This is a genomic window from Paremcibacter congregatus (assembly GCF_006385135.1).
Lineage (GTDB): Bacteria > Pseudomonadota > Alphaproteobacteria > Sphingomonadales > Emcibacteraceae > Paremcibacter > Paremcibacter congregatus.
This window is the reverse complement of record NZ_CP041025.1, coordinates 1,625,758-1,640,209: the sequence shown is the minus strand read 5'-3', so window position 1 is coordinate 1,640,209 and position 14,452 is coordinate 1,625,758. Positions and strand designations below refer to the sequence as shown.

The 14,452-nt window shown below is 53.5% G+C and carries 13 protein-coding genes; 6 read left to right on the top strand and 7 right to left on the bottom strand.

The genetic code is table 11. The features are described 5' to 3' along the window. Positions 1–138 precede the first annotated feature (138 nt). From FIV45_RS07265 to FIV45_RS07255, 3 genes are all read left to right on the top strand, one after another. The gene (locus tag FIV45_RS07265; protein ID WP_099471707.1) at positions 139–1,209 is read left to right on the top strand and encodes a GGDEF domain-containing protein; all 1,071 of its coding nucleotides are present in this window, start codon (positions 139–141) and stop codon (positions 1,207–1,209) included. A 75-nt stretch (positions 1,210–1,284) separates the two neighbouring features. After that, complete coding sequence (locus FIV45_RS07260; protein ID WP_099471706.1) at positions 1,285–2,085, top strand: enoyl-CoA hydratase-related protein; 801 nt, start codon at positions 1,285–1,287, stop codon at positions 2,083–2,085. Between the two features lie 95 nt (positions 2,086–2,180). Then, a complete protein-coding gene (locus tag FIV45_RS07255) occupies positions 2,181–2,387 on the top strand; it encodes a hypothetical protein (protein ID WP_099471705.1) in 207 nt (68 codons plus the stop codon). 26 nt (positions 2,388–2,413) lie between these two features. Here FIV45_RS07255 and FIV45_RS07250 read toward each other — a convergent pair whose 3' ends face one another. Both FIV45_RS07250 and FIV45_RS07245 read right to left on the bottom strand, forming a co-directional pair. Beyond that, positions 2,414–2,761: a chorismate mutase gene (locus FIV45_RS07250; RefSeq protein ID WP_099471704.1), complete on the bottom strand. Its 348-nt coding sequence runs from the start codon at positions 2,759–2,761 to the stop codon at positions 2,414–2,416. A 132-nt stretch (positions 2,762–2,893) separates the two neighbouring features. Next, complete coding sequence (locus tag FIV45_RS07245) at positions 2,894–4,246, bottom strand: SPOR domain-containing protein (protein ID WP_099471703.1); 1,353 nt, start codon at positions 4,244–4,246, stop codon at positions 2,894–2,896. Between the two features lie 200 nt (positions 4,247–4,446). On the opposite strand from FIV45_RS07245, the gene FIV45_RS07240 reads away from it, so the two are divergent. After that, a complete protein-coding gene (locus FIV45_RS07240) occupies positions 4,447–4,635 on the top strand; it encodes a hypothetical protein (protein ID WP_099471702.1) in 189 nt (62 codons plus the stop codon). 69 nt (positions 4,636–4,704) lie between these two features. On the opposite strand, the gene FIV45_RS07235 is transcribed toward FIV45_RS07240, so the two are convergent. Further along, on the bottom strand, positions 4,705–4,962 hold the full coding sequence (locus FIV45_RS07235; RefSeq protein WP_099471701.1) for a helix-turn-helix domain-containing protein: 258 nt from the start codon (positions 4,960–4,962) through the stop codon (positions 4,705–4,707). 654 nt (positions 4,963–5,616) lie between these two features. Beyond that, positions 5,617–6,180, bottom strand: coding sequence for a DsrE family protein (locus tag FIV45_RS07230; RefSeq protein WP_204602078.1), 564 nt, complete (start codon positions 6,178–6,180; stop codon positions 5,617–5,619). A gap of 421 nt (positions 6,181–6,601) precedes the next feature. Between FIV45_RS07230 and ltaE the strand changes: the two genes are divergently transcribed. Then, the gene (ltaE, locus tag FIV45_RS07225; protein WP_099471700.1) at positions 6,602–7,609 is read left to right on the top strand and encodes a low-specificity L-threonine aldolase; all 1,008 of its coding nucleotides are present in this window, start codon (positions 6,602–6,604) and stop codon (positions 7,607–7,609) included. A gap of 73 nt (positions 7,610–7,682) precedes the next feature. On the opposite strand, the gene aspS is transcribed toward ltaE, so the two are convergent. After that, positions 7,683–9,467, bottom strand: coding sequence for an aspartate--tRNA ligase (gene aspS, locus FIV45_RS07220; RefSeq protein ID WP_099471699.1), 1,785 nt, complete (start codon positions 9,465–9,467; stop codon positions 7,683–7,685). 137 nt (positions 9,468–9,604) lie between these two features. Here aspS and rnd point away from each other — a divergent pair, with 137 nt between their 5' ends. After that, positions 9,605–10,795 (top strand): ribonuclease D, encoded by a 1,191-nt coding sequence (rnd, locus tag FIV45_RS07215; RefSeq protein ID WP_099471698.1) that lies wholly within the window; start codon positions 9,605–9,607, stop codon positions 10,793–10,795. 17 nt (positions 10,796–10,812) lie between these two features. Here the strand turns inward: rnd and FIV45_RS07210 are convergent, their stop codons facing one another. Together FIV45_RS07210 and FIV45_RS07205 are read right to left on the bottom strand one after the other, a co-directional pair. Next, the gene (locus tag FIV45_RS07210) at positions 10,813–12,279 is read right to left on the bottom strand and encodes a Ppx/GppA family phosphatase (RefSeq protein ID WP_099471697.1); all 1,467 of its coding nucleotides are present in this window, start codon (positions 12,277–12,279) and stop codon (positions 10,813–10,815) included. A 6-nt stretch (positions 12,280–12,285) separates the two neighbouring features. Then, complete coding sequence (locus tag FIV45_RS07205) at positions 12,286–14,430, bottom strand: RNA degradosome polyphosphate kinase (RefSeq protein ID WP_099471696.1); 2,145 nt, start codon at positions 14,428–14,430, stop codon at positions 12,286–12,288. Positions 14,431–14,452: the final 22 nt, after the last annotated feature.

Genomic DNA, 14,452 nt, shown 5'->3' with positions numbered 1-14,452 from the left:
CATAGTTTTTTTACCAACTTCATTAGCGTTTCCTTAGTATTTTTTCTGTATCTCTTATCTCACCCTGAGTAAGTGGGCCAAACCACTTCTTGAATAGTGTGAAAAAAGAGTATCAAAAAAAAATTAAGGCAAGACAGCATGTCATATTTAAACGCGAACCAGGACGTTGAGTATATCCGGGAAGTATCAGACCAGGCATTGGACCTTATGTCTGAATATAATGTCATCCCCTCTCCGCCCAATTATCAAATCTGGTATAATTATGCTGCGGAAGAAGATATGTCTCTCACCAAGGCTATCGATGATCTGATCCGGAAGAAAAAATCATTTACATCCGAAGTTTGCGCCAACCTGCATGAGAAATTCTTCTCCACCAATAAAGAACATGATGCCGTGTCCACTGCCGGAAAAGGCATTCAGAAAGAACTGACCCGACTGGCGAAAACAGTCGGCGACATGAATAAAGACACCTTCAAATACAGTTCTGCCCTGTCTGATAGCCTTGAAGACATCAGTTCCATTCCCGGTGGGCAGGAATTAAAGCTGATCATCACCAGCTTACTGGAAAACACTTCCGAGATCACGACCCGCAATACCAGCGCCCAAAAGCAGCTGAAAGATTCAGCCCAGACCGTACAGAAACTGCAAGCCGCTCTTGAAGCCGTACGTCAGGAAAGCCTGACCGACATGCTGACCAATATCGGCAACCGCAAGTATTTTGAAGAAAGTCTGCAGAAAGCCATAGCGGACGACCTGAAGACCGACGATAATCTCTGTCTTGTTATAGGCGACATTGATCATTTCAAGAATTTCAACGATTCCTGGGGCCACCATGTGGGAGATCAGGTACTCAAGGCCGTCGCTCATTCCATTAAAACCCGGGTCGGCGACACCGGCATGCCCGCACGCTACGGCGGGGAAGAATTTGTCATCGTCATTCCGGACACCACCCTGGAGAAAGCCCAGGAAATTTCCGAGAACGTGCGCCAGTCCATTGCTCAACGCAGCATGAAACGCAAAAGCACCGGCGAAAGCATCGGCAAAATCACCTGTTCCTTCGGCATTGCCCAATATCGTCCCGGCGAACATCGCACCCATTTCCTTGAACGGGCCGATGCGGCTCTATATAAATCCAAATCCATGGGACGCAACCGGGTCACTCTGGAAGAAGACGCCCCGCAAAATGTGGTAAAAATGGCGGCTGGATAATCCGTCCTTAAATCCATCTTTACAAACGTTCGTTTTCATTTAGTATGGGTTTCTCCTGATTATGAGGAGAAACCCATGCTTTTTGACAATAAATCCCTGACCACGATGAGTCTGGACTACAGCAGCTCCGTCGCCATCGTCACCCTGGCCCGACCAGAGGCGCGCAACGCCATAAATCGCGCCTTCATAGAAGACTTCAAAACCATTCTGACGGAGCTCGCACAAGACAGCAACCCGGCCCGCGCCCTGTTGATCATTGCCGAAGGCAAAGGGTTTTGCGCCGGAGCCGACCTGAAAGACCAGACCGGGGAAATGCCCCCGAACCTTGGGCCCATGTTGCGGCAAAATTACAATCCCCTGATCCGACAGCTGAAAGCCCTGCCCCTGCCCACCGTCGTTGCCGTCAACGGCGCTGCGGCCGGTGCCGGCATGAGCCTGGTCTGCGCCTGCGATATGGCGATTGCCGCCGATGACGCATATTTCCTTCAGGCCTTTGTCAATATCGCCTTGGTACCCGATGCCGGCAGCACATATTTCCTGCCGCGTTTTGTCGGACGCGCCCGTGCCGCCTCAATGATGATGCTCGGGGAAAAATTATCCGCCCAAGACGCTCTGGACTATGGCATCATATCGCAAGTTGTCACTGCACAGCATCTGCATGCCGAAGCCCTCGCCCTTGCCCAAAAACTCGCCGCCATGCCAACCCAGGCCGTGATCGCCATCCGGCATCTGCTGGACGGGTCAGAACACAACAGCCTTGACCAGCAGCTCGACGCCGAAGCCGACGCCCAGCAAATGGCGGGGCGTTCAGAAGATTTCATGGAAGGGGTTACCGCCTTCCTGCAAAAAAGGCCGGCCAAATTTAGCGGAAAATAACGTATTTTCGACTTTAATTCTCTTTTTGTTCTTTTTTGTTCTTGCCTGCTCCCTTAAAATGCAGTAGAACATAAAAAGAACAAAGGAGAGAAGTTATGGAAATTCTACTGCACGCAACCGGGCTGGCTTTCATACCTGTGATATGTTACGTCATCTATCTTGGGTTTCAGGATATACTTGCCGAACTGAATATTGATCTGTCTTTTGAGACAAACAGGTTTTTTACCGCCCTTGCGGCCACTGTAACGGCTTACTTTGCCAAGATTCCGACACCGGACCTGTTCCTCATCCGCCAAACATGAATCAGTAAACAATAACAGTTACGGGGTCAGTCGCCGTCGCGCGCACTGTCAAATACAGTCATCTCGTAGTTGATGCACCACTCAATCATGTCACGATACAGCATTTCCACCAGTTCCGGATGGGCCCCGACTTTATCGGCATGCGCCAACACCTTCGCCACCACATCTTCGACACGTTCCTCATCACGCACCAGATTGCGGTCCTGCTTGATCTCCGCCGCCTGCTCCATACAGCCCTGACGCACGCTCAACAGTTCGACAATCACCCGGTCCAGCTGATCAATCTCGTCGCGCAATTCAGCCATCGTTGTACATTTCCGCGCGGGATATTCGATGGCCTTGCGTTTCTCTGTAAAGATTTTATGGGAACTCATTAATCGTCCTGACTGCTTCTTCGTAACTATTTCTTGATGACCGGGCTGGTTATTTCATGCCCTTTCATATTTCACTTGCCGGAAATAGGAAAGCAGAATTTTACCCCTTTGTGATCTTTCATCACTGCCTCTCTATTCCGCCACCGTTCTCAGCACCAGACAATCGACATTTTCTTCCTGCAGCGCCGTACAAGTGGTTTCGGCCAGGCTTTTATCCTCGATCCCGCCGACGAAAAGCCGAAACAACGTCCGGCCATCCGCCAAAGTCACCAGTTTGACCAATGACGTGTAAGGCTCAAGCAAGCCGCCACTGCGCCCTTTAAGCTTGTCCCAGCCCGCCTCGGCAACCGCCACCGATGGATACGCCCCGAGCTGCACCCGGTGACGGTAGCGCACCGGCGCATAGTCGGTTACCGGCGTTGGAGGCGCGGCGGCCTCGACCGGTTGGCCATCCGCGGCCTGAGACGCCTTCATTTCACCTTCCTGAGTATCGCGGATATTTTGTGGCGGTCCCTGTCTGAGCGGCGCATCCGTCCGCGGTGTCCCGTCGTGATCTGTCAGCTCCGCTTCCTTGGCCAATAAAGCCTGCAACTGGGCCTTCTTGGGGTCGGTCGATGTCTCCTGCGGCGCCGTGGTATGGGATGTGGCCCGCTCGCGTCCGGTGGACTGATCCGATTTCAGGGGAAAATTCTTGATGCCGAGATAAATCGCCTGGGCCCGTTCCGCCGCCGGCAGGGTCTTGACCCAGTTATAATGCCGGATGTTATTGACCATTTCTTCCTCGGTCATCAGTCCGGCGCCAATTTGCCGCCCGGCCTCTTCTTCCCCGGACAGAACATAAACCAGCACCAGATTCTGCTGCGCCTTGGTCACGGTATAGTCCAGATTAATCGCCTTGCTGAGCAGTTTGATCGCCGGGGCATATTGTTCTTCGAAAGCAAAGGACAGGGCAAGATTATTGAGCAGGGAAATATTATCCGGCACCAGTTCCAGCCCACGGCCATAATTCATTTGCGCATCTTCCTGTTCCCCCAACAGATCATGCGCCAGCCCCAGCATATTGAAAATGCGGTAATTTTCCGGATCACTCTTTGACAGTTCGCTGAGGAACGGAATCGCATCCCGTGGCCTGTTCTTGGTGATCAGCATCTGCCCGGTGCCGAGCTTGGCTTCCAGATTGGCGGGATCAAGCCGCAAGACCTGATCATAGAAATTCAACGCCGCGTCGGTGGCGCCCAGCGCCTGATAGGTTTTCGCCAGACCAAGCCTGGAGGGCACATGGGTCGGGCTTTCAGTCGCCGCCCGCTGATACAGCCGCATGGCGTTGCTGTAATCTCCGGCTTTCAGAAAGCTTTCCGCCATGGTCATCAGGGACCCGGGATCAAACGCCATTTCCCCCTCAACCCGCCGTTCTCCGCCGCAGGCCGCCATTAAAAGACAGCCGCAGATTACGGTAATTATTCTGTTGTTTGCTCTGTTACGCATCTGGGCCCCGCTCTAGGTGTTTTCGCTGGTTTCTTAAATTATTCAATCCGACCATATGATTATATAACATACACCGAAGCATTAACCATAACCAGCCTTCTCTTTTGATAAAACTTGTCTTAAATTTTTAACAAACGTTAAAGATTTGTTAAAATATATGTTATAGTCTCGACGGTGTAGTAAATTATAAGGATCACAGAATGGTTGATATAGCGTCCGCAAGTAGTGCGTCTACCCAAGTTCAGGTCGACCGCAGCAGCAGTCAGGAAAATACGGTTTCTGTCCGGGAAATTCTGGCCAAGCAAGCCGATGATACAACGGTTGAACGCAAAGAAGTCGAAGCCGAAACCGGCCCGAACCTTGGCAACAAGATCGATATCAAGGTCTAATCTTCTTACAACTGATATAATGCAAGGAAAGGCATGGGAATCCCATGCCTGTTTTTGTGTGTCTGGCGTTTACCCGCTCTCTGTCTTCATCCTCTGAAAGAAAAAATGCAGCGGCACATGACAGCATTTCGAGACCAGCAGCAGGCGGCTTGCCGATAGCCGGTTGCGACCCTGTTCATATTTCTGCACCTGCTGAAAACTCACCCCCAGATAAGATCCAAGTTCCGACTGACTGATTTCGCGCCGGGTGCGGATCAACCTTAACCGCGCCCCGATATGCCTATCGATAGCCTTGAGCTGCGCCCTCACCCGGTCATGGTCACTCATGACATTTCCCCTAATACTTTAGCTCTCATCCTGAAAAGGGAGCGGAAAACAAACCCTCCGCTCCCCAAGGTTAGACTTGCCGCGCCTACGCTTTATCCGCGAACTCAATCACGACATTTATGGACTGCCGGCAGGTGGATATACAAAGGGGGAGGCAAAATTTAGTGCGCTTTTCTGTCATGATAGTTCCTGTAGTTAAAATCACCCCGGAGCCAGAGTACCAAATCTGGTGACCGGGAACGAACAGGTTGGTACTACCGTACTACAGGAGACGGCCACCCTAACGGGTGCCTGAACGCCCCCGGCCATAGAACAAATGGTCGTAAAAAAACACGCGTCTAAAGAGGCGCATGTCTGGACGCCTGTAGCTTGTACGGGGTACCAATCCCGACACCGGATTTTGCCGATGCAGGAAAATCTTATAACGGATAGGTTGTGGTTGTCAAGGGAGGATTAGTAGGAAATATATTGGCTCATTCCAAAATTATCTATTAACTTCCCCCACATCAATTTATTTTGTAAGTTCTTTTCCAAACCAATTCAGATCTATATCTGCGATTGCATAGCGAATACTTGATCTCAATTGTACATTATCTCCATACCGCGCAAATAAATCGTTGAAGATATCCTCACAAAACCCTGCGCCCCGCCCCCTCAAAAAGGATTAAGTGTATAGCCCTTCTGTTGCAGCAGGGCATGGGCGGTCATGGCAGACAAGGCGAGGTTTACGCCGGGCAGCAAATCTATTTTTTTAATATCATGATAGGCGGCGGACTGGCCGCAAAGATATATCTCCACCCCCTTCTCCGTCAGAGCCTTGATGGCGGCCCGGTTGGCGTTTTGGGCCCCGTCCTTCTTCTGTCCGTAGCGACTGTCCCGTGTGAGGTCAAAGGACGCGCCGCCATGCACCACAACAGCGACCTTGATATTGTCCACAGGTACCCCGGCTGCCGCATGCATATTGATAAAACGGGCCGCACTGTTCAGGGTGCGGTTCAGCTTCCCCACGTCCCCGGCCTTGCCGACATCGAAGGCCACCTGCAAGCGGGTTTCGGTGGTGACGGCCATATCCGACACCACCGGCGCGATCTTGCCAAAGGTCGGGAAGACCGGTCCAGCCTGGAAGGCGCTCTCCCCCGCCCAAACCGGAGAGGTCAGACTGGCTCCTAACAGGTATCCCCACAAGGCAATTTTTGGCATAAGGTGGCGTATTTTCATGGTTATTTTATCCCGTTTGTTAAATCCCGGGCTCATGATAGGATAGGAAAAGGCCCCCGTCACCGTTTATTTTTCCCTATCCCGGACCTACCCTGAGGTTATACCCCACTGCACCCGGCCCGGCGTGAAAGGTGATTTCCCCCGTCATTCCGTGCCCTGCCGTAGGCAGGTTACGACGCGGAATCCAGAAAACAATGATGTCTTCGCCTCTGACGGAGGCTTGTCCAAATCTCTGGACCCCGGATCGTCTCCGTCGCTGCCGCCCCGGGTCCGGGGTGATCGAAAATGCAGAGGGTATAAGGATGGTATATCCTCTTGTGACACCGCTTCCCCACGTGATAAGCTGTTGACATAAGACAAAATTACGCCGCCTCTTTCACAGCAAAGCGGATTCCGCCCCAAACAGAAAGTAAAGCCCCCCATGATCGATTTACGCAGTGATACCGTCACCCAGCCGACAAAAGAAATGCGGGCCGTCATGGCGGCAGCGACGGTCGGGGATGATGTCTACGGCGAAGACCCGACGGTCAACCGGCTGGAACAGATGGCGGCGGAGCGGCTGGGCAAGCAAGCGGCCCTCTTCGCCCCCAGCGGTACCCAGACCAACCTTCTGGCCCTGCTCTGCCATTGCGGGCGCGGAGAAGAATATATCGTCGGTCAACAGGCCCATACCTACCGCTATGAAGGCGGCGGGGCGGCGGTTCTGGGCAGTATTCAGCCGCAACCGCTGGAATTTTCCGCCGACGGCAGTCTTGATCTGACCCAGGTGGCCCAGGCCATCAAACCCGACGACATTCATTATGCCCGCACCCGTCTGCTCTGTCTGGAAAATACCGTGAGTGGCAAGATTTTGCCGCTTGCGTATCTCAGTCAGGCACGGGCACTGTGTGACCGTCACGGGCTGGCGCTGCATCTGGACGGGGCGCGGGCCTTTAATGCGGCCGTGGGGCTCGGGGTGGATATCTCTGTCATCGCCGCGCCGTTCGACAGCATATCCATTTGCCTGTCCAAGGGGCTGGGCGCGCCGGTGGGGTCGTTGCTGGTGGGAAGTGATGACCTGATCCGCGCCGCCCGGCGTTGGCGCAAGATGCTCGGCGGCGGCATGCGACAGGCGGGCATTCTGGCCGCAGCAGGGCTTTATGCGCTGGAGAACCATGTGGACCAGCTGGCCATTGATCATGACAATGCCACAAAACTTGCCGCCGGTCTCGCCGACATAGACGGGCTGGAGGTCAGCCCGGCCCAGACCAATATGGTCTTTGTCACCACGCCGGAGCAGCCCTCGAAACCTCTCCAGGACTTTATGATGCAGCGGGGCATCACGATTAGTTCCGGCAACCCCTGCCGCCTCGTGACCCACCGGGATGTGACATCCGACGATATGGATAAAGTCACCGACGCCTTCCGGGCTTACTGCCAGAAGGCGTAAAGGACATAAAAAGGCGGACAGAGATCACCCTGCCCGCCTGAATTGTTTCACTGCCAGTGTTAGCTTTTGAGTGTTAGCTTTTATCGGCTTCCGGCACCACGGTGCGCAGGTGAAGTTCGCGCAGCTGCTTCATGGACACTTCGCTCGGGGCTTTCATCATCAGGTCTTCGGCTTTCTGGTTCATCGGGAACAGAATGACCTCGCGGATGTTGGGCTCATCGGCCAGCAGCATCACGATACGGTCAACCCCCGGGGCAATGCCACCATGGGGCGGCGCGCCGAACTTCAGGGCGTTGAGCATGCCGGAGAAGCGTTCCTCGATCACTTCCGGACCGTAGCCGGCGATTTCAAACGCCTTATACATGATTTCCGGTTTATGGTTCCGGATCGCGCCGGACGACAGTTCAATGCCGTTACAGACGATGTCATACTGATAGCCGAGGATATCTTCCGGGTTCATGGTTTCCAGCGCTTCCATCCCGCCTTGTGGCATGGAGAACGGGTTATGGCTGAAGTCCAGTTTCTTCTCGACTTCATCATATTCATACATGGGGAAATCAACGATCCAGCAGAATTTAAATTCGTCTTCATTGATCAAGTCCAGGTCTTGCCCAACTTTGGTGCGGGCGAAACCGGCGAGCTTGGCCGCCTCACCGGCTTTACCACAGGCAAAGAAGACGCCGTCATTGTCGCCAAGACCGGCAATTTCTTTCAGTTGCGCCAGACGGGCGTCATCAAGGTTTTTGGCGATCGGGCCGAGGGCCTCCCCGTCCTTGAAGCGGATGTAGCCCAGACCGGCATAACCTTCGCCGCGGGCCCAGTCATTCATTTTATCGAAGAAGCTGCGGGCCTGAGAGCCGCCGGCCCCCGGTGCGGGAATGGCGCGCACGACGGAGCCTTTTTCAACGGCGCCGGCAAAAATGCCGAAGCCTGAGCCCCGGAACACTTCTGACACGTCACAAATCTCAATCGGGTTACGCAGGTCCGGCTTGTCATTGCCGTATTTCAGCATGCTTTCCAGGAACGGAATGCGCGGGAACGGCGTCTGGGTGATTTTCTTGGTGGAAAATTCTTCAAACAGGCCGATCATCAGCGGCTCAATCGCGCCAAAAACATCTTCCTGCGTGACGAAGGACATTTCCACATCAAGCTGATAGAACTCGCCCGGGGAACGATCGGCGCGGGCATCTTCATCGCGGAAACAGGGGGCGATCTGGAAATAACGGTCGAACCCGGCGATCATCAGCAGCTGCTTGAACTGCTGCGGCGCCTGTGGCAGGGCGTAGAATTTACCCGGATGCAGACGGCTCGGCACCAGAAAGTCGCGCGCGCCTTCTGGCGAACTCGCGGTCAGGATCGGAGTCTGATATTCACGGAAGCCCAGATCGACCATACGACGACGCATGCTGGAAATCACATCGGAGCGCAACACGATGTTGTTATGGATACGCTCACGGCGCAGGTCGAGAAAACGATACGTCAGGCGCACATCTTCGGGATATTCCTGCTCGCCAAAAACCGGCAGCGGCAATTCCGCCGCGGCAGACAATACGTCGAGTTCCTCAATGAACAATTCGATATGACCTGTGGGCAGATTTTCATTCACGGTGTCTTCACTGCGGGAGACGACTTTACCTTTGACGCGGATCACGGACTCTGCCCGCAATGTCTCAGCCACCTTAAAGCCGGGATTATCGGTATCGATCACACATTGGGTCAGGCCATAATGGTCCCGGAGGTCAATAAACAGCAGTCCGCCATGATCCCGTTTCCGGTGAACCCAACCGGAAAGAAGAACAATATCGCCGACATTTTCTTTTCGGAGCGCTTCACAGGTATGTGTTCTATATTCGTGCATAATCAATCTTCTAATTTTAAGGTGTAAATCATGGTGTTTTTGTGCTTTATTGCCCGCTTGTCAAGTTATTCTTTGAATTGGCGCCTGTGGTGCGCCGTTGATCCAGAGATCAAAATGAAAGTTTCAGGTACCAAATAATGAGTGTCATCACATCAAACGACCAGTTACAAGCCCTGTGCGATCGTCTCAGCACGTCAGAATATATCACCGTCGACACCGAGTTCCTGCGGGATAAGACCTATTATTCCAAGCTCTGCCTGATCCAGGTGGCCAATGAAGAAGAATATCACGCCATCGACACGCTGGCCCCCGGCATTGATCTTGAACCTTTTTACGACCTGATGCGCAATGAAAATATCATCAAGGTTTTTCACGCCTCACGTCAGGACATCGAAATTTTCGTGGTTGAAAAAGGCGTGGTGCCCAAACCGCTGTTCGATTCTCAGGTCGCGGCCATGGTCTGTGGTTACGGCGACAGCATCGGCTATGAAAAGCTGGTGCTCAGCCTCGCCAATGCCACCCTGGACAAAAGCACCCGCATCACCGACTGGTCGCGCCGGCCCTTGAGCCAGCGCCAGATTGACTATGCTCTTGGTGATGTGACCCATCTGCGGGTGATTTACAAGAAATTGAAAGCCCAGCTTGAAAAAAGCGGCAGAAGCGCCTGGCTCGTCGAGGAGATGGCGGAACTTTCCGATCCGGAAACCTTTATCATCCGACCGGAAAACGCCTGGAAACGTCTTAAAATCCGCAGCAGCAACCGTCTGTTTAACGCCGTCGCCCGCGAACTGGCCGAATGGCGCGAAAAAGAAGCCCAGAGCCGCAATCTGCCCCGCAACCGGGTGATGCGCGATGAAGTGCTGCTTGAAGTTTCCGCCGTACGGCCTGAACATGCCAATGCCCTTGGCAGCATCCGCGGCCTGTCGCCGCAGTTCAGCAAGAGCAAAAGCGGCGACCGTCTGCTGGAAATCATCAAGGACATCTCCGCCCGTCCGGCCGATGAACTGCCGGCCATTTCCCGCCGACGCCCCCCGGCCCAGAATACCGATCCGGTAATGGAATTGCTGAAAGTGCTGCTGAAACTGATCTGTCAGCGTGAGAATGTCGCCCCGAAGCTGATTGCGTCGGTCGATGATCTTGAAAAGCTCGCCGAAAATGATGATGCCGATATTCAGGCCCTGTCGGGATGGCGCTATGACTTGTTTGGCAAGGCGGCGCTGGCCGTTAAACGCGGCGAGATGGGCTTTGTGCTGCAAGACGGCGAAGTCACTCTGGTGGACATGACCGCCGCCCCTCAAGACGATGACACAGCCCAAGACGCTGACTAAACCGAAAAGACTGGACGTCAGATAATACTGACGTCCTCGTCCAGATCAAATTCCTTGGCCACACGGGAAAACCGCTTGACGACGACCTCATTGATCAGGGCCTCGTCTTTCTTTTGCACTTTCAGGCGCAGACACTGGCCTTTTACCTCAAGCGCCGCCGACTTCAGCCCCTTTTCCGTCCCGCCGGAGATACGTTGCGCCAGACGAAGCGCCAGCCCCACCTGATTGGCATAGCGCACATCTTCGGGCCGGAGCAAGCTTTCCGCATCTTTGGTGCCCAGGCCGCCTGACCGACCGCCGTAACATATAAACAGCGCCAGACCGATAAAGGCCGCCCCGCGATGGGTATTGCCCAGCAGACGACCATGCATGACTTCATCCAACGCCTTTTCCGCCCGATATTCCGGATGCCCGCGCCAGCCCACATCACTAAGAATGGCGGCGGCAAACCGCAGGCGTTTCTGTTCCGGGTTATCATCCGGGAACAGCGGATCAATCCATTTCTGAATGCGCTGACCATGCTCCGAGAAACGCCCCGTGGTCACCGCCATTTCAATACAGGCTTCAATCAAAGGATCCCGCGCCTGTTCTTCTGGCCCCATGGCTTCATACAACAGCCCTTCCCGCAGGCCATAGCCCGAAGTCACCAGACGTTTGGCTTTCAGTTTCTTCAACAGACGGTTCAGAATATAAGCCGCCAGAGGCAGCACACGCAAACGCCGGGATGAGATCTGCATCCGGTACCGCCCGAGTTCCACACTATGCATCTTTGACAGCCGGTCAGTAAGCTTCAAGGCCTCTTCCCTGGTCATGATGTAATGGTGGACATTTTTCAGGGCGTAATTATTCTCCATAATATGAATCTTGGCGATGGCCCGCCAGGCGCCGCCCACGGCATAAAAATTCTCGTCCGTATGGGCGCTGGCCCAATCAAGAGAGGCAATGGCCGCATCAATGTCTTTCCTCGGCGAGGCAATGGTGCGGCCTTCCAGTGACAAATACTTCAGTGGCCCGATGGCAAAGCTTACCTTGTCCGTCACGCCGTCATCCCGCAGGTGGGCGAGTTCAAGACTACCGCCCCCCAGGTCTCCCATAATGCCATTGGCCCGCGGCAATGCGCACAACACCCCGAGACCGGACAGCCGTGCTTCTTCTTCCCCAGGGATAACAGAAACCTCCAAACCGGCTTCCTTGCGGATACGTTCGACAAAATCGGGGCCATTCTTGGCCTCACGTACCGCAGAAGTGGCGACGACGCGGCATTTTTTCACATCCATCTTGTCAAGCATCAGGCGAAAGCGTCGAAGGCTTTCTAAAGCCCGGTCCATGGGTTCGGACTGCATCAGCATTTCCGTTCCCAGGCCGCCGCCAAGACCACATAATATTTTCTCATTAAAGATCACATAAGGTGCGCGTCTCAAGCTTTCGTAGACCACAAGACGTACGGAGTTCGACCCGATATCGATAACTGCAAATTTATTCAAAAATTATTACTCTTTCAACAACAAGGGGAAGTCCTTCCCCTTTATGGCTTTGCCCATGCCCGACAAGCTGGGGTTCTTTAAAAAATACTCATGGGCCGAAAACGGTTCACCGCTTACATCAGCACGGGTATAGGAATGATCCGGGTTGAGATACCAGCTCTGGCGGGTATCCTTCATATTGGCGACCATAATCTGATCCAGAACCTGCGATTTTACTGTCGGATTATCCAGGGGAATCAGTGTTTCCACCCGACGTTCAAAATTTCGCGGCATCCAGTCAGAAGAAGAAATATAGACAACCGCATGTTCGGACGGCATGGGATGACCGTTGCCAAAACAGGTAACCCGGGCATGTTCCAGAAAGCGCCCAACAATGGACTTCACACGGATATTCTCTGACATTCCCGCCACGCCGGGGCGCAGGCAGCAGATTCCGCGCACGATCAGATCAATTGAGACCCCGGCACAGGATGCTTCGTAAAGTTTATCAATCACAATCGGATCAACCAACGCATTCATCTTGGCCCAGACACTTGCCGGTTTACCGGCGCGAGCGAAATCTGTCTCCCGGTCGATCATTTCAATGAGTTTCGTCCGAATATCGAAAGGTGACACCACGGCCTTTTCCAAGGCCTTCGGTCGGGCGTACCCCGTCAGAAAATTAAAGATATGCACCGCATCGCGGCCCAAGGCCTCGTCATCGGTGAAGAAAGACAGGTCGGTGTATACTTTGGCGGTAATCGGGTGATAATTTCCCGTGCCAAAATGCACATAGGTCCGCAATGTTTCATTCTCCCGTCGGACGATAACGGATATCTTGGCGTGGGTTTTAAGCTCCATAAAGCCGTAAACCACCTGCACCCCGGCCCGTTCCATATCCCGGGCCCATTTGATATTGCTGGCCTCGTCAAAACGGGCCTTGAGCTCCACCAGCGCCGTCACCGACTTGCCGGCCTCGGCCGCATCAATCAGCGCCCGGACAATAGGTGAATTTTCACTGGTGCGATAAAGCGTCTGCTTGATCGCCACCACATCCGGGTCGAGCGCCGCCTGTTGCAGGAAGCTGATCACCACATCAAAACTTTCAAACGGGTGATGCACCACAAAGTCTTTATCGCGAATGGCCGCGAAACAATCGCCGCCTTTATCCTTCACCCGTTGTGGGAAACGTGGGTCATGAGGTTTGAATTTCAAATGGGAAAAGCCGTCAACGATCAACTGGTCTACTTCGGCAATGCCCAACACGCCCTTGACGCTGATGATCTCGCTATTGCTAATGTGCAGCTCACGTTCGACCAGTTTCAGCAGGTTTGTTGGCATGCCTTCATTGACTTCAAGCCGGATCACATGACCGCGGCGGCGACGTTTCAGCGCACTTTCAAACACCCGCACCAGATCTTCCGCCTCTTCGTCGACCTCCATCTCGCTGTCGCGGATCAGCCGGAAAATACCCTGGCCACGGATCGCATAATTGGGAAAGAAGCGGCTAAGGAACAGCGATATACAGTTTTCCACCGAAATAAACCGTACCGTATCTCCGGGCAAGCGGACAAAACGTTTGGTTTGCCGTGGCACTGGCAACAGCGCCATCATGGTCTTGCCATCAATGTTGTTTTCCAGTTCCAGAACTATGGAAAACCCCAGATTGGGGATAAAAGGAAATGGATGGGCCGGATCAATCGCCAAAGGCGTCAGGATAGGAAAAACGCTTTCCAGGAAATACTGTTCGAGCCAATCCATATCTGTGGCCGTAATGGCATCAGGATCAACCAGATGAATTCCTTCCGCCTTCAACCCAACGATAAGGTCGGCCCAGCGATCCTGCTGTTCTTCCATCAACCCGGCCGCGAACTGATTGATCTGGTCAAGCTGCTCTGTCGGGGTAAGCCCCTCATTGCTAAGCTTCTCAATACCGGCCGTAATCTGACCTCTGATACCGGCGACGCGCACCATATAAAATTCATCCAGATTGCTGCCGGAAATGGATAAAAAGCGAAGCCGTTCCAACAAAGGATGATCCAGGTTATTGGATTCTTCCATCACGCGCTGATTAAAACGCAACCAGGAAAGTTCCCGATTGATCAGACGATCCTGAACCGGGTACTCTAGGTATGGCAGATTTTCTGTTTTTTTAATTTCAGGCGCGGTCATAAGTTAATATCCATAAACGAAA

Bases quoted from the DNA above. Each gene is read 5' to 3' on its own strand.
- rnd (WP_099471698.1), top strand. From the start codon at position 9,605: ATGAGTGTCATCACATCAAACGACCAGTTACAAGCCCTGTGCGATCGT.
- aspS (WP_099471699.1), bottom strand. From the start codon at position 9,467: ATGCACGAATATAGAACACATACCTGTGAAGCGCTCCGAAAAGAAAAT.
- FIV45_RS07255 (WP_099471705.1), top strand. From the start codon at position 2,181: ATGGAAATTCTACTGCACGCAACCGGGCTGGCTTTCATACCTGTGATA.
- FIV45_RS07240 (WP_099471702.1), top strand. From the start codon at position 4,447: ATGGTTGATATAGCGTCCGCAAGTAGTGCGTCTACCCAAGTTCAGGTC.
- FIV45_RS07205 (WP_099471696.1), bottom strand. From the start codon at position 14,430: ATGACCGCGCCTGAAATTAAAAAAACAGAAAATCTGCCATACCTAGAG.
- FIV45_RS07245 (WP_099471703.1), bottom strand. From the start codon at position 4,246: ATGCGTAACAGAGCAAACAACAGAATAATTACCGTAATCTGCGGCTGT.
- FIV45_RS07235 (WP_099471701.1), bottom strand. From the start codon at position 4,962: ATGAGTGACCATGACCGGGTGAGGGCGCAGCTCAAGGCTATCGATAGG.
- FIV45_RS07230 (WP_204602078.1), bottom strand. From the start codon at position 6,180: ATGAAAATACGCCACCTTATGCCAAAAATTGCCTTGTGGGGATACCTG.
- FIV45_RS07250 (WP_099471704.1), bottom strand. From the start codon at position 2,761: ATGAGTTCCCATAAAATCTTTACAGAGAAACGCAAGGCCATCGAATAT.
- FIV45_RS07260 (WP_099471706.1), top strand. From the start codon at position 1,285: ATGCTTTTTGACAATAAATCCCTGACCACGATGAGTCTGGACTACAGC.
- FIV45_RS07265 (WP_099471707.1), top strand. From the start codon at position 139: ATGTCATATTTAAACGCGAACCAGGACGTTGAGTATATCCGGGAAGTA.
- ltaE (WP_099471700.1), top strand. From the start codon at position 6,602: ATGATCGATTTACGCAGTGATACCGTCACCCAGCCGACAAAAGAAATG.